The sequence below is a fragment of the Pseudomonas sp. AK181 genome (assembly GCF_051122975.1).
Classification (GTDB): domain Bacteria; phylum Pseudomonadota; class Gammaproteobacteria; order Pseudomonadales; family Pseudomonadaceae; genus Aquipseudomonas; species Aquipseudomonas lactis.
In genome coordinates this window covers 6,518,378-6,542,164 of sequence record NZ_CP146348.1, presented here as the reverse complement: position 1 = coordinate 6,542,164, position 23,787 = coordinate 6,518,378, and the positions used below count along the sequence as shown (strand labels likewise).

23 protein-coding genes are annotated in these 23,787 nt (G+C 61.7%); 12 read left to right on the top strand and 11 right to left on the bottom strand.

Annotation, left to right across the window (positions count from 1 at the left end):
• Position 1: 1 nt before the first annotated feature.
• Together glyS and glyQ are read right to left on the bottom strand one after the other, a co-directional pair.
• Positions 2–2,056, bottom strand: a complete 2,055-nt coding sequence (gene glyS, locus V8689_RS29710) for a glycine--tRNA ligase subunit beta (RefSeq protein WP_056790737.1) — start codon at positions 2,054–2,056, stop codon at positions 2–4.
• Positions 2,053–3,006, bottom strand: coding sequence for a glycine--tRNA ligase subunit alpha (glyQ, locus tag V8689_RS29705; RefSeq protein ID WP_003187265.1), 954 nt, complete (start codon positions 3,004–3,006; stop codon positions 2,053–2,055). The genes glyS and glyQ overlap by 4 nt, the downstream gene beginning before the upstream one ends.
• A gap of 81 nt (positions 3,007–3,087) precedes the next feature.
• Here glyQ and V8689_RS29700 point away from each other — a divergent pair, with 81 nt between their 5' ends.
• Both V8689_RS29700 and V8689_RS29695 read left to right on the top strand, forming a co-directional pair.
• Positions 3,088–3,645: a DNA-3-methyladenine glycosylase I gene (locus V8689_RS29700; protein ID WP_003187266.1), complete on the top strand. Its 558-nt coding sequence runs from the start codon at positions 3,088–3,090 to the stop codon at positions 3,643–3,645.
• Positions 3,646–3,685: 40 nt separating this feature from the next.
• Entirely contained in the window at positions 3,686–4,573 is an 888-nt protein-coding gene (locus V8689_RS29695) for a lysophospholipid acyltransferase (protein WP_014716285.1), read from the top strand.
• 130 nt (positions 4,574–4,703) lie between these two features.
• Here the strand turns inward: V8689_RS29695 and V8689_RS29690 are convergent, their stop codons facing one another.
• The 5 genes from V8689_RS29690 to def form a co-directional block, all read right to left on the bottom strand.
• Positions 4,704–5,015, bottom strand: a complete 312-nt coding sequence (locus V8689_RS29690) for a tetratricopeptide repeat protein (RefSeq protein WP_056790734.1) — start codon at positions 5,013–5,015, stop codon at positions 4,704–4,706.
• Positions 5,016–5,030: 15 nt separating this feature from the next.
• Complete coding sequence (gene trkA / locus V8689_RS29685; protein WP_003187270.1) at positions 5,031–6,404, bottom strand: Trk system potassium transporter TrkA; 1,374 nt, start codon at positions 6,402–6,404, stop codon at positions 5,031–5,033.
• Between the two features lie 22 nt (positions 6,405–6,426).
• Positions 6,427–7,737 carry a 16S rRNA (cytosine(967)-C(5))-methyltransferase RsmB gene (gene rsmB / locus V8689_RS29680; protein WP_056790732.1) on the bottom strand — a complete coding sequence of 437 codons (1,311 nt, stop codon included), beginning with the start codon at positions 7,735–7,737 and terminating at the stop codon, positions 6,427–6,429.
• Positions 7,734–8,687: a methionyl-tRNA formyltransferase gene (gene fmt / locus V8689_RS29675; RefSeq protein WP_056790729.1), complete on the bottom strand. Its 954-nt coding sequence runs from the start codon at positions 8,685–8,687 to the stop codon at positions 7,734–7,736. The genes rsmB and fmt overlap by 4 nt, the downstream gene beginning before the upstream one ends.
• Before the next feature lie 69 nt (positions 8,688–8,756).
• Positions 8,757–9,263, bottom strand: a complete 507-nt coding sequence (def, locus tag V8689_RS29670; RefSeq protein ID WP_003187273.1) for a peptide deformylase — start codon at positions 9,261–9,263, stop codon at positions 8,757–8,759.
• A gap of 135 nt (positions 9,264–9,398) precedes the next feature.
• Here def and V8689_RS29665 point away from each other — a divergent pair, with 135 nt between their 5' ends.
• From V8689_RS29665 to V8689_RS29655, 3 genes are all read left to right on the top strand, one after another.
• A complete protein-coding gene (locus V8689_RS29665; protein WP_056790726.1) occupies positions 9,399–10,175 on the top strand; it encodes a hypothetical protein in 777 nt (258 codons plus the stop codon).
• Positions 10,176–10,238: 63 nt separating this feature from the next.
• The gene (gene dprA / locus V8689_RS29660; protein ID WP_056790722.1) at positions 10,239–11,342 is read left to right on the top strand and encodes a DNA-processing protein DprA; all 1,104 of its coding nucleotides are present in this window, start codon (positions 10,239–10,241) and stop codon (positions 11,340–11,342) included.
• A gap of 74 nt (positions 11,343–11,416) precedes the next feature.
• Positions 11,417–11,974 (top strand): L-threonylcarbamoyladenylate synthase, encoded by a 558-nt coding sequence (locus V8689_RS29655; RefSeq protein ID WP_003187278.1) that lies wholly within the window; start codon positions 11,417–11,419, stop codon positions 11,972–11,974.
• A 111-nt stretch (positions 11,975–12,085) separates the two neighbouring features.
• Here the strand turns inward: V8689_RS29655 and V8689_RS29650 are convergent, their stop codons facing one another.
• Positions 12,086–13,063, bottom strand: coding sequence for a quinone oxidoreductase family protein (locus tag V8689_RS29650; protein ID WP_056790720.1), 978 nt, complete (start codon positions 13,061–13,063; stop codon positions 12,086–12,088).
• Positions 13,064–13,241: 178 nt separating this feature from the next.
• Here V8689_RS29650 and hemF point away from each other — a divergent pair, with 178 nt between their 5' ends.
• Positions 13,242–14,174, top strand: a complete 933-nt coding sequence (gene hemF / locus V8689_RS29645; RefSeq protein ID WP_056790717.1) for an oxygen-dependent coproporphyrinogen oxidase — start codon at positions 13,242–13,244, stop codon at positions 14,172–14,174.
• Positions 14,174–14,992 carry a shikimate dehydrogenase gene (aroE, locus tag V8689_RS29640; protein ID WP_056790714.1) on the top strand — a complete coding sequence of 273 codons (819 nt, stop codon included), beginning with the start codon at positions 14,174–14,176 and terminating at the stop codon, positions 14,990–14,992. Before hemF ends, aroE begins: the two co-directional genes overlap by 1 nt.
• A 132-nt stretch (positions 14,993–15,124) precedes the next feature.
• On the opposite strand, the gene V8689_RS29635 is transcribed toward aroE, so the two are convergent.
• The 3 genes from V8689_RS29635 to betC form a co-directional block, all read right to left on the bottom strand.
• Positions 15,125–16,693, bottom strand: coding sequence for a SulP family inorganic anion transporter (locus tag V8689_RS29635; protein WP_056790710.1), 1,569 nt, complete (start codon positions 16,691–16,693; stop codon positions 15,125–15,127).
• 222 nt (positions 16,694–16,915) lie between these two features.
• Positions 16,916–17,830, bottom strand: a complete 915-nt coding sequence (choX, locus tag V8689_RS29630; RefSeq protein WP_056790707.1) for a choline ABC transporter substrate-binding protein — start codon at positions 17,828–17,830, stop codon at positions 16,916–16,918.
• 18 nt (positions 17,831–17,848) lie between these two features.
• On the bottom strand, positions 17,849–19,363 hold the full coding sequence (gene betC / locus V8689_RS29625; protein ID WP_056790704.1) for a choline-sulfatase: 1,515 nt from the start codon (positions 19,361–19,363) through the stop codon (positions 17,849–17,851).
• A gap of 103 nt (positions 19,364–19,466) precedes the next feature.
• Between betC and V8689_RS29620 the strand changes: the two genes are divergently transcribed.
• From V8689_RS29620 to dgoD, 5 genes are all read left to right on the top strand, one after another.
• A complete protein-coding gene (locus tag V8689_RS29620) occupies positions 19,467–20,417 on the top strand; it encodes a choline sulfate utilization transcriptional regulator (RefSeq protein ID WP_032894354.1) in 951 nt (316 codons plus the stop codon).
• A 30-nt stretch (positions 20,418–20,447) separates the two neighbouring features.
• The gene (locus tag V8689_RS29615) at positions 20,448–20,774 is read left to right on the top strand and encodes a DOPA 4,5-dioxygenase family protein (RefSeq protein ID WP_032894353.1); all 327 of its coding nucleotides are present in this window, start codon (positions 20,448–20,450) and stop codon (positions 20,772–20,774) included.
• 176 nt (positions 20,775–20,950) lie between these two features.
• A complete protein-coding gene (locus V8689_RS29610) occupies positions 20,951–21,910 on the top strand; it encodes a 2-dehydro-3-deoxygalactonokinase (protein WP_056790700.1) in 960 nt (319 codons plus the stop codon).
• Between the two features lies 1 nt (position 21,911).
• Positions 21,912–22,532 (top strand): 2-dehydro-3-deoxy-6-phosphogalactonate aldolase, encoded by a 621-nt coding sequence (locus V8689_RS29605; RefSeq protein WP_056790697.1) that lies wholly within the window; start codon positions 21,912–21,914, stop codon positions 22,530–22,532.
• Positions 22,533–22,580: 48 nt separating this feature from the next.
• Positions 22,581–23,729 (top strand): galactonate dehydratase, encoded by a 1,149-nt coding sequence (dgoD, locus tag V8689_RS29600; protein WP_003187297.1) that lies wholly within the window; start codon positions 22,581–22,583, stop codon positions 23,727–23,729.
• Positions 23,730–23,787 lie beyond the last annotated feature (58 nt).

Sequence of the window (23,787 nt, the reverse complement as noted above, 5' to 3'; positions counted from 1 at the left end):
GTCAGCCTAGTACGGAGATGTCGGCGATATTGATGAACAAGCCACGCAGGCGCGCCAGCATGGCGTAGCGGTTTTTGCGCACGCTGGCATCGTCGGCATTGATCATCACCGCTTCGAAGAACGCATCCACCGGCTCACGCAACGACGCCAGGCGCGCCAGCGCTTGCGCGTAGTCACGTTCGGCGATCAGCGGCTTCACGGCGTTCTCGGCCTTGGCGATGGCCGAGTTCAGCGAGAACTCCTTGGCATCGGCAAACAGGCTCGGGTCGACTTCAGCAGTGCCGAGGTTATCGGCCTTGCTCAGCAGGTTCGACACGCGCTTGTTCACGGCGGCCAGGGCATCGGCTTCCGGCAGCTTGCGGAACGCTTGCACGGCTTGTACACGCTGGTCGAAGTCCAGCGCCGAGCCCGGTTGCAGCGCACGTACCGACAGGTAGACGGAAACGTCCACGCCTTCGTCTTCATAACGCGCCCGCAGGCGGTCGAACACGAACTCCAGCACTTGCTCGGCCAGCCCGGCTTGCTTGACCTTGGTGCCGAACTGGCCGACGGCGAATACCACGGCTTGGGTCAGGTCGAGGTCCAGCTTTTTGTCGATCAGGATACGCAGCACGCCCAGGGCCGCACGGCGCAGGGCATACGGGTCTTTGCTGCCGGTGGGCAGCATGCCGATACCGAAGATACCCACGAGGGTGTCCAGCTTGTCGGCAATCGCCACGGCCGCACCGGTCAGGGTGCTCGGCAGTTCTGCACCGGCACCGCGCGGCATGTACTGCTCGTTCAGGGCCAGGGCGACATCATCCGGCTCGCCGTCGTTGAGGGCGTAGTAGTAACCGGCCACGCCTTGCATCTCTGGGAACTCGCCGACCATTTCGGTGGCCAGGTCGCACTTGGACAGCAAACCGGCACGGGCGGCCCAGGCTGCGTCGCCGCCGATACGTGGGGCAATGTAGGCCGCCAGCTTGGAAACACGCACGGCTTTGTCATAGACGCTGCCGAGTTTTTCCTGGAACACCACGTTCTGAAGGCGCAGGTTGAAGTCTTCCAGCTTCTGCTTCTTGTCTTGCTTGAAGAAGAACTCGGCGTCGGTCAGGCGCGGGCGCACGACTTTTTCGTTACCGGCGATGATCTGCTGTGGGTCTTTGCTTTCGATGTTGGCCACGGTGATAAAACGCGGCAACAACTTACCGTCCACGTCCAGCAGGCAGAAGTACTTCTGGTTGTCCTGCATGGTGGTGATCAAGGCTTCTTGCGGCACGTCGAGGAAACGCTCTTCGAACGAGCACACCAGCGGCACCGGCCATTCCACCAGGGCGGTCACTTCGTCGAGCAGGCTTGGCGGCACGATGGCAGTGCCTTCCTGCAGGCGGGCCAGCTCTTCGGTGCGCTTGCTGATCAGCTCGCGACGCTCATTGGCGTCGGCCAGCACATAAGCAGCGCGCAGATCGTTGAGGTAGTTGGCCGGCGAAGTGATGCGCACGCTTTCTGGATGATGGAAACGGTGACCACGGGAATCACGACCAGCCTTCTGGGCGAGGAGGGTGCAATCGATGACCTGGTCACCGAGCAGCATCACCAGCCATTGGGTTGGGCGCACGAACTCTTCCTTGCGCGCACCCCAGCGCATGCGCTTGGGGATAGGCAGGTCGTTCAGGGAATCTTCAACGATGGTCGGCAACAGGCTGGCGGTCGGCTTGCCGGTGATGACCTGGCTGAAACGCAGTTTCGGGCCGCTCTGGTCGATCTCGCTCAGCTCCACGCCACACTTCTTGGCAAAGCCAAGGGCGGCCTGGGTCGGGTTGCCTTCAGCGTCGAAAGCCGCCTGGCGCGGTGGGCCGTCCAGGTTGATGCTGCGGTCCGGCTGCTGGGTTTCCAGTGCGGTCAGCAGCACAGCCAGGCGGCGCGGCGCGGCGTAGACTTTTTTGGCTTCAAACTTCAGGCCGGCAGTCTGCAGGCCTTTTTCGATACCGGCCAGGAATGCATCGGCCAGGGTATTGAGGGCCTTGGGTGGCAGCTCTTCGGTGCCCAGTTCAACCAGGAAATCTTGAGCACTCATTGTGCAGCCTCCAGCTTAGCCAACACTTCATCACGCAAATCCGGGGTTGCCATCGGGAAGCCCAGCTTGGCGCGAGCCAGCAGGTAGGCTTGGGCGACGGAACGCGCCAGGGTGCGCACACGCAGGATGTATTGCTGGCGCGCAGTAACCGAAATAGCACGGCGGGCATCCAGCAGGTTGAAGGTATGGGACGCCTTCAACACCATTTCATAGCTTGGCAACGGCAGCGGCTGGTCGAGTTCGATCAGGCGCTTGGCTTCGCTTTCATAGAAGTCGAACAGTTCGAACAGCTTGTCGACGTTGGCGTGTTCGAAGTTGTAGGTGGACTGCTCCACCTCGTTCTGATGGAACACATCGCCGTAGGTCACCTTGCCGAACGGGCCGTCAGCCCATACCAGGTCGTAGACCGAGTCCACGCCTTGCAGGTACATGGCCAGGCGCTCAAGGCCATAGGTGATCTCGCCGGTGACCGGGTAGCACTCGATGCCGCCGGCTTGCTGGAAGTAAGTGAACTGCGTCACTTCCATGCCATTGAGCCAGACTTCCCAGCCCAGGCCCCAGGCGCCCAGGGTTGGCGATTCCCAGTTGTCTTCGACGAAACGGATGTCGTGCACCAGTGGGTCCAGGCCCACATGTTTCAGCGAGCCCAGGTACAGCTCCTGGAAGTTGTCCGGGTTGGGCTTCAATACCACCTGGAACTGGTAGTAGTGCTGCAGACGGTTCGGGTTTTCGCCGTAGCGGCCGTCAGTCGGGCGGCGACTGGGCTGCACATAAGCGGCGTTCCAGGTTTCCGGGCCGATGGCCCGCAGGAATGTAGCGGTGTGGAAAGTGCCGGCGCCTACTTCCATATCGTAGGGCTGAAGTACCACACAACCTTGCTCGGCCCAGTATTGCTGGAGGGCGAGGATCAAGTCTTGGAAGGTACGCACGGCTGGCGTAGGCTGGCTCACGAAATTCACCTGTTACTTGGGCTGCGATTTAAAGAGCGGGAGTATACCCGATTCGGCCCCGCCACCACTCCCTGGAGCCTTATGCCACGCTGCTTTTGGTGTTCTGAAGATCCGCTGTACATGGCTTATCACGATCAAGAGTGGGGAACGCCGCTGCGCGATGCGCAGGGTTTGTTCGAGTTGCTTTTGCTCGAAGGGTTCCAGGCAGGCCTGTCCTGGATCACCGTTTTACGCAAACGCGAGCATTATCGAAAGGTGTTGTTCGGCTTTGACGCGCAGCGTCTGGCGCAATTGAGCGATGAAGAAATCGAGGTGCTGATGCAGGACCCGGGCATCGTGCGCAATCGCTTGAAGCTCAACGCTACCCGGCGCAACGCCGCGGCCTGGCTGGCGCTGGAAGATCCGGTGGGGTTGCTGTGGTCGTTTGTCGGCGGTAAACCCAAGGTCAATCACTTCAAGGATCGCAGCGACGTCCCGGCGATTACGCCCGAAGCCGAAGCCATGAGCAAAGCCTTGAAAAAGGCCGGCTTCACCTTCGTCGGGCCGACCATCTGCTACGCCTTCATGCAGGCCTCGGGCATGGTCATGGACCACACCCAGGACTGCGACCGTTACGCGGACTTGGTCAACGCCGGTTAGAATGCCGGCTTTGCGCACCACACACGATCAGGAGTGACCTGTGGAAAAGTTTAAAGGCGCCTTGCTGGTAGGCGCTCTTCGGTTGTTTGCCCTGCTGCCCTGGCGCGCCGTACAAGCCGTCGGCACGGGGATCGGCTGGATCATGTGGAAAACCCCCAACCGTTCCCGCGATACGGTGCGGATCAACCTCTCCAAATGCTTCCCGGACATGGACCCGGCAGAGCGCGAACGCCTGGTGGGCCGCAGCCTGATGGACATCGGCAAGTCCCTCACCGAAAGCGCCTGTGCGTGGATCTGGCCGGCGCAGCGCTCTATCGACCTGGTCCGCGAAGTCGAAGGCCTGGAAGTGCTGCACGAGGCCCTGGCTTCTGGCAAAGGCGTGGTGGGCATCACCAGCCACCTGGGCAACTGGGAGGTGTTGAACCACTTCTACTGCAGCCAGTGCAAACCGATCATTTTCTATCGCCCGCCCAAGCTCAAGGCTGTGGACGAATTGCTGCGCAAACAGCGCGTGCAGTTGGGCAACCGCGTGGCGGCTTCCACCAAGGAAGGCATTCTCAGCGTGATCAAGGAAGTGCGCAAAGGCGGCCAGGTGGGCATTCCTGCCGACCCGGAGCCGGCTGAATCCGCCGGGATCTTCGTACCGTTTTTTGCCACCCAGGCGCTTACCAGCAAGTTCGTGCCGAACATGCTTGCGGGTCACAAGGCGGTGGGTGTGTTCCTGCATGCCCTGCGCCTGCCGGACGGTTCGGGCTACAAGGTGATTCTGGAAGCGGCGCCGGAGGACATGTACAGCACCGATACCGCGACGTCCTGTGCGGCGATGAGCAAGGTAGTTGAGCGCTATGTAGGTGCCTACCCAAGCCAGTACATGTGGAGCATGAAGCGCTTCAAGAAACGCCCGCCGGGTGAGGCGCGGTGGTACTGACTCACCGCTGATCTTCTAGCCAATGGAGATCAATGTGGGAGCTGGCTTGCCTGCGATGGCATCACCCCGGTGTAACTGATCGACCGAGGTGCTGCCATCGCAGGCAAGCCAGCTCCCACAGGGGTTTGTTTCAAGCCTGGCGGTCGAGTTTCTTCAGAAACACTGTCATCTCTTTCTCGGCCTGTTTGTCGCCATGGGCCAACGCCGCTTCTATGCCTTTTTCCCAAGCGTGTCGTGCCCCAGCGTTATCACCCTGCCCCAACTGCGCCTTGCCCAACAACTTCCACGCCGCCGAATACTTTGGATCGAACTCGACGCATCGCTGCAAATGCTCGGCCGCCTTGGTGTTGTCCTTCAGGTCCAGGTAACCCTTGCCCAGGCCAAAGCGCAGTAATGAATTATCCACACCCTTGGCGAGCATTTTTTCCAGGGACTCCAGCATCGGTTCACTCCTTGATCAGAAAAAGCTCAACCCCACGTGGAACAGCTTCTCCACATCGCGGATATGTTTTTTATCCACAAGGAACAAAATCACATGGTCTCCGGTGGCGATCACCGTGTCGTCATGGGCAATGATCACTTCTTCATCGCGAATGATCGCGCCAATGGTGGTGCCCGGCGGCAGGCCGATATCGCGTATGGCCTTGCCAATCACTTTGCTGGACTTGGAGTCACCGTGGGCAATCGCCTCGATGGCTTCCGCTGCACCACGGCGCAACGAGTGCACGCTGACAATGTCGCCACGGCGCACGTGGGCGAGCAAGGTGCCGATGGTTGCCAACTGCGGGCTGATGGCAATGTCGATATCGCCGCCCTGAATCAGGTCCACATAGGCCGGGTTGTTGATGATGGTCATCACCTTCTTCGCCCCCAGCCGCTTGGCCAGCAAGGACGACATGATGTTGGCTTCGTCATCGTTGGTCAGGGCCAGGAAGATGTCGGCGTCGGCGATGTTCTCTTCCATCAGCAGGTCACGGTCCGAGGCGCTGCCTTGCAGTACGACAGTGCTGTCGAGGGTGTCGGACAAGTGCCGGCACCGCGTCGGGCTCATCTCGATGATCTTCACCTGGTAGCGGCTTTCGATGGCTTCGGCCAAACGCTCGCCGATCTGCCCACCGCCCGCAATGACGATGCGTTTGTAGCTTTCGTCGAGCCTGCGCATTTCGCTCATGACTGCGCGAATGTTCGCCTTGGCGGCGATGAAAAACACTTCATCGTCAGCCTCGATCACCGTATCGCCCTGGGGCAGGATCGGCCGGTCACGGCGGAAAATCGCGGCCACGCGGGTTTCCACGTTCGGCATATGCTCGCGCAGCTGGCGCAGTTGCTGGCCCACCAGCGGCCCGCCGTAATAGGCCTTCACGGCCACCAGTTGTGCTTTGCCTTCGGCGAAGTCGATCACCTGAAGCGCACCTGGAATCTCGATCAGGCGCTTGATGTAGTGGGTCACCACCTGTTCCGGGCTGATCAGTACGTCCACCGGAATGGCGTCGTTATCGAACAGACCGGCGCGGGTCAGGTACGCCGCTTCGCGCACCCGAGCGATCTTGGTCGGGGTGTGGAACAGGGTGTGGGCGACCTGGCAGGCGACCATGTTGGTCTCGTCGCTGTTGGTCACGGCCACCAGCATGTCGGCATCGTCGGCGCCGGCCTGGCGCAGCACCGTCGGAAACGACGCGCGGCCTTGCACCGTACGGATGTCCAGGCGGTCGCCCAGGTCGCGCAAACGCTCGGAATCGGTGTCGACCACGGTGATGTCGTTGGCTTCACCGGCCAAATGTTCGGCCAGCGTGCCACCGACCTGCCCTGCTCCAAGGATGATGATTTTCATCCGGTCACTCCCTTAAAACCATTCAGCCGCGTGCGGCGGCGATCTTGATCAGTTTGGCGTAGTAGAAGCCATCGTGCCCGCCTTCTTGGGCAAGCAGTTGGCGACCGTGGGGCTGCTTGATGCCGGCCGTGGTAGCGAGGTCCAGCTCACGCGCGCCGCTGGTGCGGGCGAGGAAGGCTTGGATGACCTCGGTATTTTCGGTGGGCAAAGTGGAGCAGGTGGCGTAAAGCAGGATGCCGCCGACTTCCAAGGTGGGCCACAACGCGTCGAGCAGTTCGCCTTGCAACACCGCCAAGGCGGCGATGTCGTCGGGCTGGCGGGTCAGCTTGATGTCCGGATGACGGCGGATCACGCCGGTGGCCGAGCAGGGAGCGTCCAGCAGGATGCGCTGGAAGGGCTTGCCGTCCCACCAGGTGGCGGTGTCGCGGCCATCCGCGGCGATCAGCTCAGCGCTCAAGCCCAGGCGTGCGAGGTTTTCCCGCACGCGCACGAGGCGCTTGGCTTCAAGGTCCACCGCGACGACACCGGCCAGGTCTTTTTCCACTTCAAGGATGTGGCAGGTCTTACCGCCGGGCGCGCAGCAGGCATCGAGTACACGCTGGCCGGGGGAGAGGTCGAGCAAGTCGGCGGCCAACTGCGCAGCTTCGTCCTGCACACTGATCCAACCTTCGGCAAAGCCCGGCAGGCTACGCACATCGGCAGCCGCTTCGAGCACGATGCCGTCCGTGCTGTACACACAGGGCGTGGCGTTGATGCCAGCGTCCGCCAGTAACTGCAAATACGCGTCACGGCTGTGGTGACGACGGTTGACCCGCAGGATCATCGGCGGGTGCGCGTTGTTGGCTGCGCAGATGGCTTCCCATTGCTCAGGCCAAAAGGCTTTCAGGGATTTTTGCAGCCAGCGCGGGTGGGCGGTGCGCACCACTGGATCATGTTCCAGCTCGGCCAGCAGGGCTTCGCTTTCGCGCTGGGCGCGGCGCAGCACGGCATTGAGCAGGGCCTTGGCCCAGGGTTTTTTCAGCTTGTCGGCGCAACCGACGGTTTCACCGATGGCCGCGTGAGCGGGCACGCGGGTGTAGAGCAATTGGTAGAGACCCACCAGCAACAGCGCCTCGACATCGGCGTCTGCCGCTTTGAACGGTTTTTGCAGCAGCTTGGCGGCCAGCGCAGATAACCGTGGCTGCCAACGGGCGGTGCCAAAGGCCAGGTCCTGGGTGAAACCGCGATCCCGGTCTTCGACCTTATCCAGTTGCGTCGGCAATGAACTGTTCAGCGAAGCCTTGCCGTTGAGGACGGCGGCAAGAGCCTTGGCGGCGGCCAGACGTGGGTTCATTGAGTGACCACCCCAAGCGTGGTGCCCAAGGCGAATTTCTCACGACGGCTATTGAACAAATCGCTGAAGTTCAGCGCCTTGCCGCCGGGCAATTGCAGACGCGTCAGGCACAGCGCCTGTTCACCGCAAGCTACCAACAGGCCTTCTTTGCTGGCGCCGATGATCTCGCCGGGAGCGCCTGTGCCATCGGCCAGGGTCGCGGCCAACACTTTCAAGGCTTCGCCATTGAGGGTGCTGTGGCAGATCGGCCATGGGTTGAAGGCACGTACCAGGCGCTCCAGCTCCACGGCCGGGCGGCTCCAGTCAATGCGTGCTTCGTCCTTGTTCAGCTTGTGGGCGTAGGTGGCTAGGCTGTCGTCTTGGATTTCACCTTGCAGGGTGCCGGCAGCGAGGCCGGCGATGGCCTGGATCACGGCGGGCGGGCCCAGTTCAGCCAGGCGGTCGTGCAGGCTGCCGCCGGTGTCTTGGGCGGTGATCGGCGTGGTGACCTTGAGCAGCATCGGCCCGGTATCCAGGCCGGCTTCCATGCGCATCACGGTCACGCCGCTCTCGCTGTCGCCGGCTTCAACGGCGCGTTGAATCGGCGCCGCACCGCGCCAGCGTGGCAGCAGTGAAGCATGGCTGTTGATGCAACCCAGGCGCGGGATATCCAGCACCGCCTGGGGCAGGATCAAGCCGTAGGCCACCACCACCAGCAGGTCTGGCTTCAGCGCGGCGAGTTCGGCCTGGGCCTCGGCGTTACGCAGGGTCGGCGGCTGCAGCACAGGAATGTTGTGCTCCAGCGCCAACTGCTTGACCGGGCTGGGCATCAGTTTTTGCCCGCGACCGGCCGGGCGATCCGGCTGGGTGTACACCGCGACGATGTCATAAGGGCTGGCAAGCAGCGCCTTGAGGTGTTCGGCGGCAAATTCAGGAGTGCCGGCAAAAACAATGCGCAATGGCTCGGTCATGGGAGTTCTCGGTTAAAAACAGTCACAAAAGAAAAAGGCTTGCCGCAGCAAGCCTTTGGAAGAAGGGCATCAGGCTTGCTGGCGATGCTTTTTTTCCAGCTTCTTCTTGATGCGGTCACGCTTGAGCGTGGACAGGTAATCGACGAACAGCTTGCCGTTGAGGTGGTCGCATTCATGCTGGATGCACACCGCCAGCAGGCCTTCGGCAATCAGCTCGAAAGGCTTGCCGTCACGGTCCAGCGCCTTGATCTTCACGCGCAGCGGGCGTTCCACATTCTCGTAGAACTCCGGCACCGACAGGCAGCCTTCCTGGTATTCGCCCATCTCTTCGGTCAGCGGTTCGAACTCAGGGTTGATGTACACCCGAGGTTCGCTGCGGTCTTCCGACAGGTCCATGACCACGACGCGCAGATGTACGTTGACCTGGGTCGCGGCGAGGCCGATGCCCGGGGCTTCATACATTGTTTCAAACATGTCATCGACCAACTGACGAACCTTGTCGTCCACTACGGCCACCGGCTTGGCGATCGTGCGCAGGCGCGAGTCGGGAAATTCGAGGATGTTCAAAATAGCCATAAGCGTAATTGCTGCACATGTGAGGAAGAGACAAATCGGCGGTGGGATGGACCCATACGGCCGGTGTGAAACGCTCGGAAGCCGCGAAGGCCATGGCATTTCACGCGAACGCACATAATAAAGGAGATTCACCCCATGAGGAAATCGCTACTCGTCTTGCTGCTGTGGGCCCCGTTCGCCACGGCGTTGATTGCGCAACCCACTGAGCGTCTGGATCAGGCCGCGCAACAGGCCATCCAGCATTTTTTACTGCACAACCGTATTTTTGACTCGCCCCAGGACCTGGACAAAGCCCCTTACATTATTGCCGCGCAAGGCGGGCGCGTGCTGGGTGCCAACGACGAGCGTGTATTTGCACGCGGTCAACTGGACCCGGCCCAGCCCAGCTACGGGATATTTCGGCGGGGCAAGGCCTACACCGACCCCCATACCCAGGAGCTGTTGGGCATCAATGCCGACGACATCGGCACTGCGCGCTTTGTGCTTGCCGACAGCCTCACCACCCTGGCAGTGCAGCGGGTGACCCAGGAGATTCGCCCAGGTGACCGTTTGTTGCGTGCCGAGCCTCCCGTTGCTTTGGCCAGCCTGGAAGCCGGCAAACCTGCACCCTTGATTACAGGGCACATCATCGACATCCCCAAGGGCGTCACGCAGATCGGCGTGCTCGACGCTGTGACCCTCAATAAAGGCCGCCGCGATGGCTTGGTGGAAGGCCAACTGCTCACAGTGATCAAGGCTGGCGCCACCGTGCGAGACGCCCTCACCGGCACGCCCACTCCCCTCCCGGATGAGCGCGCCGGCACCCTGCTGGTGTTTCGTACCTATGAAAAACTCAGCTATGCCCTGGTGCTCAGTGCTTCACGGTCGTTGGCCGTGCAAGACCGTTTCGAGACGGCTGATCAAGCGCAATAAATAGCCTGCTAAATAAGTTACCAACAGAGTTATCCACAGCTTGTTCCGGTCAAGGATGATCATATGAATCCGATAAACAGCAGCGATATTTCCCCGGCAGAGCTGGAAGCCCGGCTACGCTTGCACAGGCTGCCAGAACTGGGGCCCAAGCGTTTTCACGTGTTGATCGAAGCCTTTGGTTGCGCTTCCAAGGCCTTGAGTGCTCCCGCCAGCGCCTGGCGCTCCCTCGGCTTGCCCGCCATCAGTGCCGATGCCCGACGCAGCCCCAAAGTCCGCGACGGTGCCAGTGAGGCGTTGGCCTGGCTGGCGCGCCCGGCCCAGCATTTGCTGATGTGGGACCAACCTGATTACCCGGCGTTGCTCGCGCAGATCGACGATGCACCGCCGTTGTTATTCGTTGCGGGCGACCCTGGTATTCTGGAAAAACCACAGTTGGCCATGGTCGGAAGCCGGCGTGCTTCTCGCCCGGGCATGGACACGGCAGCGGCCTTTTCCCGCAGCCTGGCGAGCGCCGGTTTTGTTATCACCAGCGGGCTGGCGGTGGGCATTGACGGCGCGGCGCACCAGGCGGCATTGGACGTGGGCGGCCATACCATCGGCGTGCTCGGCACGGGCCTGGAAAATTTTTATCCACAGCGCCATCGCAAGCTCGCTGCGGCGATGATTGCCCAAGGCAGCGCCGTGGTTTCCGAGTTTCCGCTGGATGCCGCGCCCCAGGCCGGTAATTTCCCACGGCGCAACCGAATCATCAGCGGGTTGTCGTTAGGCGTACTGGTGGTGGAGGCCAGTATCGCCAGCGGCTCGCTGATCACCGCACGCCTGGCCGCGGAGCAAGGGCGTGAGGTGTACGCGATTCCGGGCTCCATCCACCACCCCGCCGCCAAAGGCTGTCATCAACTGATCCGTGATGGCGCGGTGTTGGTGGAAACCATCGAGCACATACTTGAAGGCCTGCGTGGTTGGCAGCGGTTGCCCCATGCGGCACCGGTGCCCGTGACCCATCCGCTGGTGGCGCTGCTGCACGCGGCACCGCATAGCAGCGAAGCCTTGGCGATTGCCAGCGGTCGGCCGTTGTCCCAAGTACTGGCCACCCTTACGGAGCTGGAGTTGGAGGGCCAGGTGATTTGCGAAAGCGGGCGCTGGCTGGCGCGGTGCCCGCTTTTATAGCGGCCCGTTTTTGGCGCTAGGTTTTGTAACGAAGATCGGTAAACTGCCCAGAGCTTTAGTCCGGAGAGTTAACAATGGTCAACAGGTGGCGTGTGTTGGAAGCCGCACGGGAAATTCGCGCAGGCGCGGTGATCGCCTATCCGACCGAAGCGGTCTGGGGCTTGGGCTGCGACCCGTGGAACGAAGAAGCAGTGGATCGGCTGCTGGCGATCAAGAACCGCTCGGTCGATAAAGGCCTGATCCTGGTGGCGGACAATATTCGTCAGTTCGACTTTCTGTTTGAAGATTTCCCGGACACGTGGGTCGAACGCATGGCCAGCACCTGGCCAGGGCCAAATACCTGGCTGGTGCCCCATCAAGACTTGCTGCCCGAATGGGTCACGGGTGTGCATGACACCGTAGCGCTGCGGGTCAGTGATCATCCGTTGGTGAGAGATTTGTGCGCCGAGGTCGGCCCGTTGATTTCCACCTCGGCCAACCCCCAGGGCCGCCCGGCAGCCCGCACGCGGATTCGCGTGGAGCAGTATTTTCGCGGGCAAGTGGACTTGGTGTTGGGCGGTGCCTTGGGGGGGCGCAAGAACCCGAGCCTGATTCGGGACCTGGTGACGGGTGATGTGGTGCGCCCCTCGTAAGGTGCAGCTCGTTCCCACGCTCTGCGTGGGAACGCTGCATTGGACGCTCTGCGTCCGCTTGTGACGCAGAGCGTCACGGTATGCATTCCCACGCAGAGCGTGGGAACGATCTTAAGGCAGCAGAATGGTCGACCCAGTCGTACGCCGCCCCGATAACTCCGTCTGCGCTTTGGCCGCCTCCGCCAGCGAGTAGCGCTGGTTGATATCAATGCGCACCTTGCCACTCTTGATCATCGAAAACAGATCGTCCGCCATCGCCTGCAGGTTCGCCGGATTGTTCGCATAGGTCGCCAAAGTCGGCCGGGTGACGTACAGCGAACCCTTCGCCGACAGAATTCCCAGGTTCACCCCGTCCACCGCACCCGACGCGTTGCCGAAGCTCACCAACAAGCCCCGCGGCGACACGCTGTCGAGCGAGGTCAGCCAGGTGTCCTTGCCGACGCCGTCGTACACCACCGGGCATTTCTTGCCGTCAGTCAATTCCAGAACGCGTTGTGCGACATCTTCCTTGCTGTAGTCGATGGTTTCCCAGGCGCCGAGCGATTTGGCCAGGGCCGCCTTTTCCGGGGAACTGACCGTACCGATCAACTTCACCCCCAAAGCCTTGGCCCATTGGCAGGCCAGGGAACCCACGCCACCGGCGGCGGCGTGGAACAAAATGGTCTCACCGCCTTTGAGCTCATAGGTCTGGCGCAGCAGGTACTGCACGGTCAGGCCTTTGAGCATGGCACCGGCGGCCTGTTCAAAGCTGATCTCATCCGGCAGGTGCACCAGGTTGGCGGCAGGCAACACGTGCAACTCGCTATAGGCACCCAGAGGGCCGCTGCCGTAGGCCACGCGGTCGCCGACTTTGAATTGGCTGACTTCGCTGCCCACCGCATCGACCACGCCAGCGCCTTCCGCACCCAAGCCCGATGGCAGGGCCGGCGGCGCGTAGAGGCCACTGCGGAAATAGGTGTCGATGAAGTTCAGGCCGATAGCCTCGTTGCGCACCCGAACCTGTTGTGGGCCAGGCTCCGCTGGTGTGTAGTCCACATATTCAAGTACGTCGGGCCCGCCATGGGCGCTGAACTGGATACGTTTGGCCATCTGCACTTCTCCTTGGGTTCGAATCTGCGTAGCCCCCTATCGGACTCCTAAGCTTGATCTTCGTCAACTGCTGCGCACCTAAGTGCAGTGGCATGTAGGCGCAGTGGTATCCTGTGCGCCCATTTGCCGCCGACGCCCCATGGGCCTCGCGTAGCTTTGCCCGATTCAAGGTGATGCCATGACTACCCGCACCGAGGCCGTTAAAGCCTACCTGCTTGACCTGCAAGACCGCATTTGCAGCGCCCTGGAAACCTTCGAGACGGACACGCGCTTTATCGAAGACGCCTGGACCCGGCCAGCCGGCGGTGGCGGTCGCACCCGTGTGATGGAAAACGGTTCGGTGATCGAAAAAGGCGGCGTCAACTTTTCCCACGTGTTCGGCAGCGGTTTACCACCGTCTGCCAGTGCCCATCGCCCCGAGCTGGCCGGCCGTGGGTTTGAAGCGCTTGGCGTGTCACTGGTGATCCATCCGCATAACCCGCATGTACCGACTTCCCACGCCAATGTGCGGTTTTTCATCGCTGAAAAAGAAGGCGAAGAACCGGTGTGGTGGTTCGGCGGTGGCTTCGATCTCACCCCGTATTACGGCAATGAAGAAGACTGCATTCACTGGCACCGCGTGGCCGAGCAGGCCTGTGCGCCGTTTGGCCCGGATGTGTACGCACGCTACAAGGCCTGGTGTGACACCTACTTCCACATCAAGCATCGCAACGAGCCCCGTGGCATCGGTGGGTTGTTCTTCGATGACTTGAACGAGTGGGGCTTTGACTCCTGCTTCGCCTTCATCCGCGCTATCGGCGATGCCTACATCGACGCCTACCTGCCGATTGTGCAGCGTCGCAAGGCCATGGCGTACACCGAGCAACAGCGCCAGTTCCAGGAGTTTCGTCGGGGCCGCTACGTTGAGTTCAACCTGGTCTATGACCGTGGCACGCTGTTCGGCCTGCAATCGGGCGGGCGTACGGAGTCGATCCTGATGTCGCTGCCACCCCAGGTACGCTGGAGCTACGACTGGAAGGCCGAAGCTGGCAGCGAAGAGGCGCGCCTTACCGACTATTTCCTGCAAGACCGTGACTGGCTCGGCGTTGCCGCGCCCAAGGCGGCGGTGTGATGGACCGTTATGTCGTGTTCGGCAACCCCATCGGCCACAGCAAATCGCCGCTGATTCACCGTCTGTTCGCCGCCCAGACCGGCGAGCAGTTGGACTACAGCACGATGCTCGCGCCGTTGGAGGACTTCACCGCCTGTGCCCGTGAGTTTTTCCAACAAGGTCGTGGTGCCAACGTGACCGTGCCGTTCAAGGAGGAGGCCTACCGTTTGGCCACTACCCTGACCGAACGAGCCCAGCGCGCCGGTGCCGTGAACACCTTGAGCAAACTGGATGACGGCACCTTGTTGGGCGACAACACCGACGGCGCAGGCCTGGTGCGCGACTTGACGGTCAATGCCGGGCTGGCCCTGCAAGGCAAACGCATTCTGTTATTGGGCGCCGGTGGCGCGGTGCGCGGTGCGCTGGAGCCGTTGCTGGCGCAGCAACCCTCGTCGTTGATCATCGCCAACCGCACCGTGGAAAAAGCCGAGTTACTGGCTGAGCTGTTCGATGACCTGGGCCCGGTGTCTGCCAGTGGTTTCGACTGGTTGCGTGAGCCGGTGGACGTGATCATCAATGCCACGTCGGCCAGCCTGTCAGGCGACGTACCGCCGATTGCCGGCAGCCTGATCGAGCCGGGCAAGACCTTCTGCTACGACATGATGTACGCCAAGCAACCCACTGCGTTCTGCCGCTGGGCGAGCGAGCAAGGCGCGGCGGTGGCGATGGATGGCCTGGGCATGCTGGTGGAACAAGCGGCGGAAGCCTTCTTGCTGTGGCGTGGTGTGCGTCCGGATTCGGCGCCGGTACTGGCCGAACTGCGCCGTCAATTGGCCTGATTCCACACTCCAAATGGGGCACAGTTAAAATGTGGGAGCTGGCTTGCCTGCGATAGCAATAGGTCAGTTACCCATGTGCTGGCTGACCCACCGCTATCGCAGGCAAGCCAGCTCCCACAGTTTTGATCGGGTTCAGTCTTCAAAGTCGATGGGGCAGTTATCGGGCCCGTCGAGCTTTTTCAGCTCCTCAACCACCTGCGGCCTGGCCCCACGCAACGTCAAGCTACGGCCCAATCCCGCCAACCGCCGCGCCTCCTGATGCAGCATCTCCACCCCGGAATAGTCGATAAAGTTGATCTGCTGCGCCTCGATCACCACCCGCTCGCCCTGCAAACGCTGCAGGCGCACTTGCAGGTAATGGCTTGCGCCAAAAAAGATCGAGCCGCCTACCCGCAACACATCCGCCTCACCGTCGCGCCAGTGTTGAACCCGTGGCTGCGAGGTGCGCTTGAGGTAGAAAAACAGCGACGCCAGCACCCCGGCATAAATCGCCGTTTGCAACTCCAACAGCAAGGTGGCGACGCAGGTCAGGCTCATCACCACGAATTCGGCGCGGCTGACCCGGAACAGCGCGCGAATGCCGCGGTGGTCCACCAGGCCCCAGCAAATCAGCAGGATGCTCGCCGCCATGCTCGGGATCGGAATATGCGCGATCAACGCTGCGCCAAATAACGCGAATAACGCCACCCACAGGGCCGAAAACACTCCCGCTAATGGCGAACAGGCACCCGCCTCATAACTGAGACCCGAGCGGGTGAACGATCCGGCTGACAGGTAGCCAGAAAAAAATCCGCCCACGATGTTGGATAAACCTTGGGCGCGTACTTCCTGGTTGGCGTCGAGCAGTTGTTGCGAGCGGGCCGACAGCGAACGGGCAATCGACAGGCTGGTCACCAGCCCGAGCATGCCCACCGCCACGGCACTGGGCAGCAGGCGCAGCACCAGGTCCAGGTCCATCGGTAATGGGCTGAACGGCGGCAATTTGCCGATAAACGAACTGACCCGTGCCACATGCCCGAACATCGCCGGCCACAGCCATGCCGCCAGGCTGCCCAACACCAAGGCGATCAACAGTGTGGGCCAGCGTGGCACCAGGTACTTGAGCAGCATGCCTGCCAGCAACGTTCCCAGCCCCAGGGCCAGGGACGCGTGGTCCCACTCGCCACGATGGTCGATCAGCGCCAGCAGGCCATTGATAGCCGTGGCCTGGCTGGGTAAATCCAACCCGAGCAGGTTGGGCAGTTGCCCCAGGGCAATCACCACAGCGGCGCCCAGGGTGAAACCCAGCACCACCGAATGGGAGACAAAGTTCACCAGCGCCCCGAAGCGCAGCAGGCCGAGCAGCCACTGGAACACTCCGGCGAGGAAGGTCAGCAACAGGATGAGGGTGATGTAGTCCTGTGAACCTGGCACGGCCAATGGGCTGATGCTGGCGTAAAGCACGATGGAGATGGCGGCCGTGGGCCCGCAGATCAGGTGCCAGGACGAGCCCCACAGGCAAGCGATCAATACCGGGATGATGGCGGCGTAGAGCCCGTATTCGGGTGGGAGACCGGCGATCAATGCGTAGGCAATCGACTGCGGCAGCGCAAGCACCGCGCCGCTGAGGCCGACGATGGCATCCCGGCCGACGCTGGCGCGGGTTTGGCGCGGCAGCCAGCGCAGGAAGGGCAAGAGTGTATGGCGGGTGGGCCGGGGCATCGCAGGCTCGGGTAAAGGGTTTTGGCAAGAGTATCAATATGCATGGGTACTTGTGGGAGCTGGCTTGCCTGCGATGCTGGCGCCTCGGTGTGACAGGCATACCGGGGTGACGCTATCGCAGGCAAGCCAGCTCCCACAGGGGGCAGCGGCAGGCGTCAGAGTGATCGTTCCCACGCTCTGCGTGGGAATGCTGCTCGGGACGCTCTGCGTCCGATTTTAACGTCAGAGTTTGGCTTTTACCGCCGGCAACGCCTCCTGGCCATCCAGGGTTTTCACCCCCTCCAGCCACTGGTCCAGCACCGCCGGGTTGGCCTTGATCCATGCCTTCGCCGCCTGCGCATTGCTGACCTTGTTGTTGGCCACGTCAGCCATGATGCTGTTCTCCATGGCCTGGGTGAAACTCAGGTTGGTCAGCAGTTTCCCGACATTGGGGCAGGCTTGTGCGTAACCCTTGCGGGTCAAGGTGTACACGCTGCCGGTGGCACCAAAGTACTGCTCGCCGCCTTTGAGGTAACGCATTTTCAGTTGCACGTTCATCGGATGCGGAGTCCAGCCGAGGAAGGTGACGAAACGCTGTTTCTTAACGGCTCGCGAAACTTCCGCGAGCATCGCTTGTTCGCTGGACTCGATCAGCTTCCACTGCCCCAGGTCGAAATCATTTTTCTTGATGATCTCCTGCAACGAGATATTGGCCGGCGCGCCGGAGCCGATGCCGTAGATCTTCTTGTCGAACTTGTCGGCAAATTTATTCAGGTCGGCGAAGTCATGCACCCCGGCGTCCCACACATAGTCCGGCACCGCGAGGGTGAATTCGGTGCCCTCCAGGTTCTTCGCCAGTTGCACCACATCGCCGTTGGCCACGAACTTGTCGTAGAAGCCTTGCTGCGCCGGCATCCAGTTGCCGAGGAAGACATCCACCTGGCTGTCTTTGAGCCCGCCGAAGATGATCGGCACCGCCAGGGTGTCGACCTTGGGTTGGTAGCCCATGCCCGTCAGCAGGAAACTGGTGATGGCGTTGGTGGCGGCAATGTCGCTCCAGCCTGGATCGGCCATCTTTACCGTGTCGCAGCGAGTGTCTGCGTACACCTGGGCGCTGCTGAGCACCATCAAACTCAGTACCACGGTCAACTTTTGCATGGCCTTCCCTCTGTCTACTTATTGGTTTTGGCAGGGTTGTGGAAAACGTGCCTTGCGCTCCAGGTCATCGAGGTCGATATGGTTGCGCATGTACTGCTGACTGGCATCTACCAGTGGCTGGTGATCCCAGCTCTTGAGTTTGCCTTGGGTCAGCGCTTCAAACACCAGGCGGCGACGGCGTTGGCTGGCGAGCACCTGTTGATGGATTGCCGGGATGTCCCATTTAGCCCGTGCTTCACGCAAGAACGCCTCGAACAGAGGGCGATGTTCGGCGCACTGGCTGAGGTTTTCCTGCTCGCGCGGGTCGTTGTGCACATCGAACAACAAGCAAGGGTCGTCTTCGCTGTAGATGAATTTGTAGGCGCCCCGGCGAATCATCATCAATGGGCTGACGGTGCCTTCGGCCATGTATTCGCCAAACACTTCGTCATGCCCGCGCTGCCCCTGCAAGTGCGGGACCAGTGAGCGGCCGTCCAGCGGCAAGTGCGGGTCCAGTTCGCCACCGGCCAATTCCACCAGGGTTGGCAATAGGTCGGCGGTCGACACGGCCTGGGTGACGCGGCCAGCGGCGAACTGCCCCGGCGCACTGACCAGCAGCGGCACGCGGGCGGCCATTTCAAACCAGTGCATTTTGTACCAGAGGCCGCGCTCGCCAAGCATGTCGCCGTGGTCGCCGGAGAAAATGATCAGGGTGTCGTCGGCCAGGCCGGTGTCCTCCAGGGTCTGCAGCAGCTTGCCGACGTTGCTGTCGATGTAGCTGCAGGCACCGAAGTAGGCGCGGCGGGCGTCGCGGATCTTATCCACCGGCAGCGGTTTGTCCCACAAGTCATAGACCTTGAGCAGCCGCTGGGAATGTGGGTCAAGGTCGGCCTGGGGCGGCGTCGCGGGCAGTGGAATCTCGGTGTCGGCGTACAGGTCCCAGAACGGCTTGGGAATGGTGTACGGGTCGTGGGGATGGGTCATCGACACGGTCAGGCAGAACGGCTGGTCGCCCTCCTCGCGGATGTGATCAAACAGATATTGCTGGGCCTTGAACACCACCTCTTCGTCGAAATCCAGTTGGTTGGTGCGCACACATGGGCCGGCTTGCAGCACCGAGGACATGTTGTGATACCAGGTAGGGCGTACGTCTGGCTCATCCCAGTTCACTGCCCAGCCGTAGTCGGCGGGGTAGATGTCGCTGGTCAGGCGTTCCTCATAGCCGTGCAACTGGTCGGGGCCGCAGAAGTGCATCTTGCCCGACAGCGCAGTGCGGTAGCCAAGGCGGCGCAGGTAGTGGGCATAGGTCGGTACATCAGCGGGGAAATCGGCAGCGTTGTCGTAGGCGCCGATCTTGCTCGGCAACTGGCCGCTCACCAAGGTGAAGCGCGACGGTGCGCACAACGGGCTGTTGCAATAGGCGGCGTCGAACACCACACCTTGTGCCGCCAGGCGGCTGAGGTTGGGCAGCTTGATCGGGGAAGGCCCGTAGAACGGCAGCATCGGCGCGGCCATCTGATCGGCCATGATGAAAAGAATGTTCTTGCGCTTCATGGTTTCTCGGCATTCCATAGGCGGTGTTTATGCCAATGAGCATGCGGTCCATAAATACATGGGTAAAGCCCATGCGCGGCAATGACTAGGATAAGTTGAGCTTATGTATGAAGCGCTGGGTGACCTCTCTCTCGATTTGCTGCGCGCCTTTGAGGCAGCGGCACGCCATCGCAGTTTCACCGCTGCCGCAATGGAACTGGGCACCACCCAACCGGCGGTCAGCCAGCAGATCAAGCGCCTTGAAGAGCAATTGGCGATCCGCCTGTTTGACCGCATTTATCGCGGCATCGAACTGACCGACGCTGGCGCCTTGCTGTTCGAGCATGTGCAAGGCGGCCTGCAGAACATCAACCAGGGCCTGGGCGCCATCACTCAACAAAGCCAGCATGAAGTGCTGCAAGTCGCCACCGACTTCGCCTTCGCCGCCTATTGGCTGATGCCACGCTTGCATCGCTTCCACCAGGCCAACCCGCAGGTGGATGTCAGCCTGGTCACCAGTGAGCGCAACCACGCCACCCTGCGCAGCGATATTGATGTGGCGGTGCTGTTCGGCGATGGCCGTTTCAAGCAGGGCGAGAGCCTGTGGTTGTTCAATGAGGAAGTGTTCCCGGTGTGCAGCCCGCAGTGGCTCAAGGAACAAGCTGCGCCCCTGACGGTGCAGACCTTGCAAGACTGCCCGTTGCTGCACCTGCGCCAGGAAAACAACAGCCAGTGGTTCGACTGGAACGGCGTGTTCCGCGAACTGGGTATCACGGCTGCGCCGACACCCGGGCAATTGCGCTTCGACAACTACACCTTGCTGATCCAGGCCGCGATTGCCGGCCAGGGTGTCGCCATCGGCTGGCGCCACCTGGTGGATAACCTGCTGGAGCAGAATTGGCTGTGCCGACCGATCAGCCCCACGGTGACGTCGCGATTTGGCTATTACGTGGTGCAGCCCCAGCGCAAACGCCGTGGGCAGTTGGTGGACCGCTTTGTCGAGTGGCTGGTGGCGGAACAGGCCAGCAGTGCGCAGTCGTTGACCGGGCTGGCCCTGCCATCGATTGCGGTCTAGGATCGGCGCACAGTGGAACCGGAGTCCGTCATGCAACGTATCAAGGGCTACCACGCCCATATCTACTTCGACGCCAGCACGATCGAGCAGGCGCGCACGCTCTGTGAAGACGCCGCCAGGCTGTTCCCGTTGCGCATGGGCCGCGTGCACGAGCGGCCGGTGGGCCCGCACCCGGATTGGAGTTGCCAGCTGGCGTTCGAGCCGGAATATATCGGCGTGGTGTTGCCGTGGCTGGCGCTGCACCGTGATGGTCTGGTGGTGTTCCTGCACCCGGAAACCGGTGATGACCTCAAGGACCACACCGATTACGCCATCTGGATGGGTGCGATGCGCGAGCTGGACCTGTCGATTTTTTAACCGTTCTTACCCGGTAAACCCGCGTCGTTCCCTAAGTAAAAACCGGAAGGGTTGTGGGATTTATCTTGTCTTGTCTCATTATGTGGGATTGATATTTATATATTGAGATATCCAGCTCCCTAGGTTTATATTCGCCCATCTGCTTTTTTCAGCACCCACTCATTTCAGGTGAAGCGATGCAGGCGCAATTGATCGCGCTCGATTGGGGGACCAGCTCCCTTCGTGCTTACAAACTCGGCCCCGCGGGCGTTGTGCTGGAACAGCGCTCGCTGGCTACCGGCATCATGCATTTGCCCACAGAGCCTCGGGAAATTTCCGGCGTGCTGTGCACCGACGGCTTTGAACTGGCGTTCGATAGCGCCTGCGGCGATTGGCTCGACGCCCAGCCCGGGCTGCCGGTGATCGCGTGCGGCATGGTCGGCAGCGCACAGGGTTGGAGCGAGGCGGCCTATCGCAGCACGCCGGTGGATGTCGCCAGCCTGGGCCAGGCGTTGCATGGCATACGCAGCCTGCGCGGGGTGCAGGTGCACATCGTGCCGGGGGTGATCGAGCAAGTGGGGCTGCCCAATGTGATGCGCGGCGAAGAAACCCAAGTGCTCGGCGTGCTGCAAGGGCTTGGGCCCCAGGTGTTGATCGGCCTGCCCGGCAGCCATTCCAAATGGGTCGAGGTGGTGGAAGGCCGCATTACCCATTTCGATACCTTCATGACCGGCGAAGTGTTTGCGGTGTTGAGCAAGCACAGCATTCTGGGGCGCACCCAACAGGCCAGCGAACAGTTCCAGGCCGAGGCGTTTGATCGAGGCGTGCATGTGGCGCTGTCCAACGATGGCCAGCGTGGCGTGCTCTCAACCCTGTTCAGTGCCCGTACCCTTGGGCTCACTGCGCAGCTGGCGCCCGACCAGCAACCCGATTACCTGTCCGGCTTGCTCATCGGCCATGAACTCGCCGGCCTGCCAGATTCCGCCAAACACCAGCCGATCATCCTGGTCGGCGCTGCTCCACTCTGCGCCCGCTATCAACGCGCCCTCGCCCTTTGCGGCTTTGCCCACGTCAGCCTGGCGCAAGAAGCCACCGAGCGTGGCCTGTGGCAACTGGCGCTAGCCGCCGGGCTCATTCGACCTGTACTGGAGGCCTGACATGCTCAAGCAAGCACTCGCACAAAACGGTTTGATCGCCATCCTGCGCGGCCTGCGCCCCGACGAAGCCCAGGCGGTCGGCCAGGTGCTGTACGACGCGGGGTTTCGCGTGATCGAAGTACCGCTCAACTCCCCAGACCCTTACACCAGCATCCGCATCCTGCGTGACAGCTTGCCCGCCGATTGCCTGATCGGTGCCGGCACGGTGTTGACGCCTGAGCAGGTCGAGCGGGTCAAGGCGGCCGGAGGCCAGGTGATCGTCATGCCCCACAGCGATGCCAAGGTGTTGCGCGCGGCCAAAGCGGCGGGTCTGTATTTGTCGCCTGGGGTAGCCACGCCTACCGAAGCCTTTGCCGCGCTGGCCGAAGGCGCTGATGTGTTGAAGCTGTTCCCGGCCGAGCAAATGGGCCCTTCAGTGATCAAGGCATGGCTGGCGGTATTGCCGGCGGGCACGTTGCTGCTGCCGGTGGGCGGCATCACCCCGGACAACATGCAGGTGTTTACCGACGCTGGCGCCAAAGGCTTCGGTTTGGGTTCCGGGCTGTTCAAGCCGGGCATGACAGTGGATCAGGTTGCGAGCCGTGCCCAGGCGTATGTCGCCGCCTGGAAAGCCCTCGGCTGAGAGCATATTCCGCGCCCACAGGCGCTGCATCTATAAGAGAGACAAGAGATGAAAATCACCAAACTGACGACCTTTATCGTTCCGCCGCGCTGGTGCTTCCTCAAGGTCGAAACCGACCAGGGTGTGACCGGCTGGGGTGAGCCTGTGGTCGAGGGCCGCGCTCACACGGTGGCTGCCGCCGTCGAAGAACTGTCCGACTACCTGATCGGCAAAGACCCACGCAACATCGAAGATATCTGGACCGTGCTCTATCGCGGCGGCTTCTACCGAGGCGGCGCGGTGCACATGAGCGCCCTCGCTGGCATCGACCAGGCGTTGTGGGACATCAAGGGCAAGGCCCTCGGTGTGTCGGTCAGCGATCTGCTGGGCGGCCAGGTGCGCGACAAAATCCGCGTGTATTCATGGATCGGCGGTGACCGCCCCGCCGACACTGCCCGTGCCGCCAAAGAGGCTGTGGCCCGTGGTTTTACGGCGGTAAAAATGAACGGCACCGAAGAATTGCAGTTCGTCGACAGCTTCGAAAAAGTCGACCTGGCCCTGGCCAACGTCGCTGCCGTGCGCGATGCGGTCGGCCCTAACGTGGGGATCGGCGTCGACTTCCATGGCCGGGTGCACAAGCCGATGGCCAAGGTGCTGATGAAAGAGCTCGACCCCTACAAGCTGATGTTCATTGAGGAGCCGGTGCTCAGCGAAAACTACGAAGCGCTGAAAGAACTGGCACCGCTGACCAGTACGCCGATCGCCCTGGGCGAGCGCCTGTTCTCGCGCTGGGATTTCAAGCGCGTGCTCAGCGAAGGCTACGTCGACATCATCCAGCCGGACGCCTCCCACGCCGGCGGTATCACCGAAACCCGCAAGATCGCCAACATGGCCGAAGCCTACGACGTGGCCCTGGCCCTGCACTGCCCGCTGGGCCCGATTGCCTTGGCGGCGTGCCTGCAACTGGATGCGGTTTGCTACAACGCGTTTATCCAGGAGCAGAGCCTGGGCATTCACTACAATGAAAGCAACGATCTGCTCGACTATGTGCGAGACCCGGGCGTGTTCGACTACGACCAGGGCTTTGTGAAGATCCCCAACGGCCCGGGTTTGGGCATTGAGATCAACGAGGAGTATGTGGTTGAGCGCGCGGCCATCGGCCATCGCTGGCGCAACCCGATCTGGCGCCATGCCGATGGCAGTTTTGCCGAGTGGTGATTTGCACCTGATTGGAACGCGCTAAAAAATGTGGGAGCTGGCTTGCCTGCGATAGCGG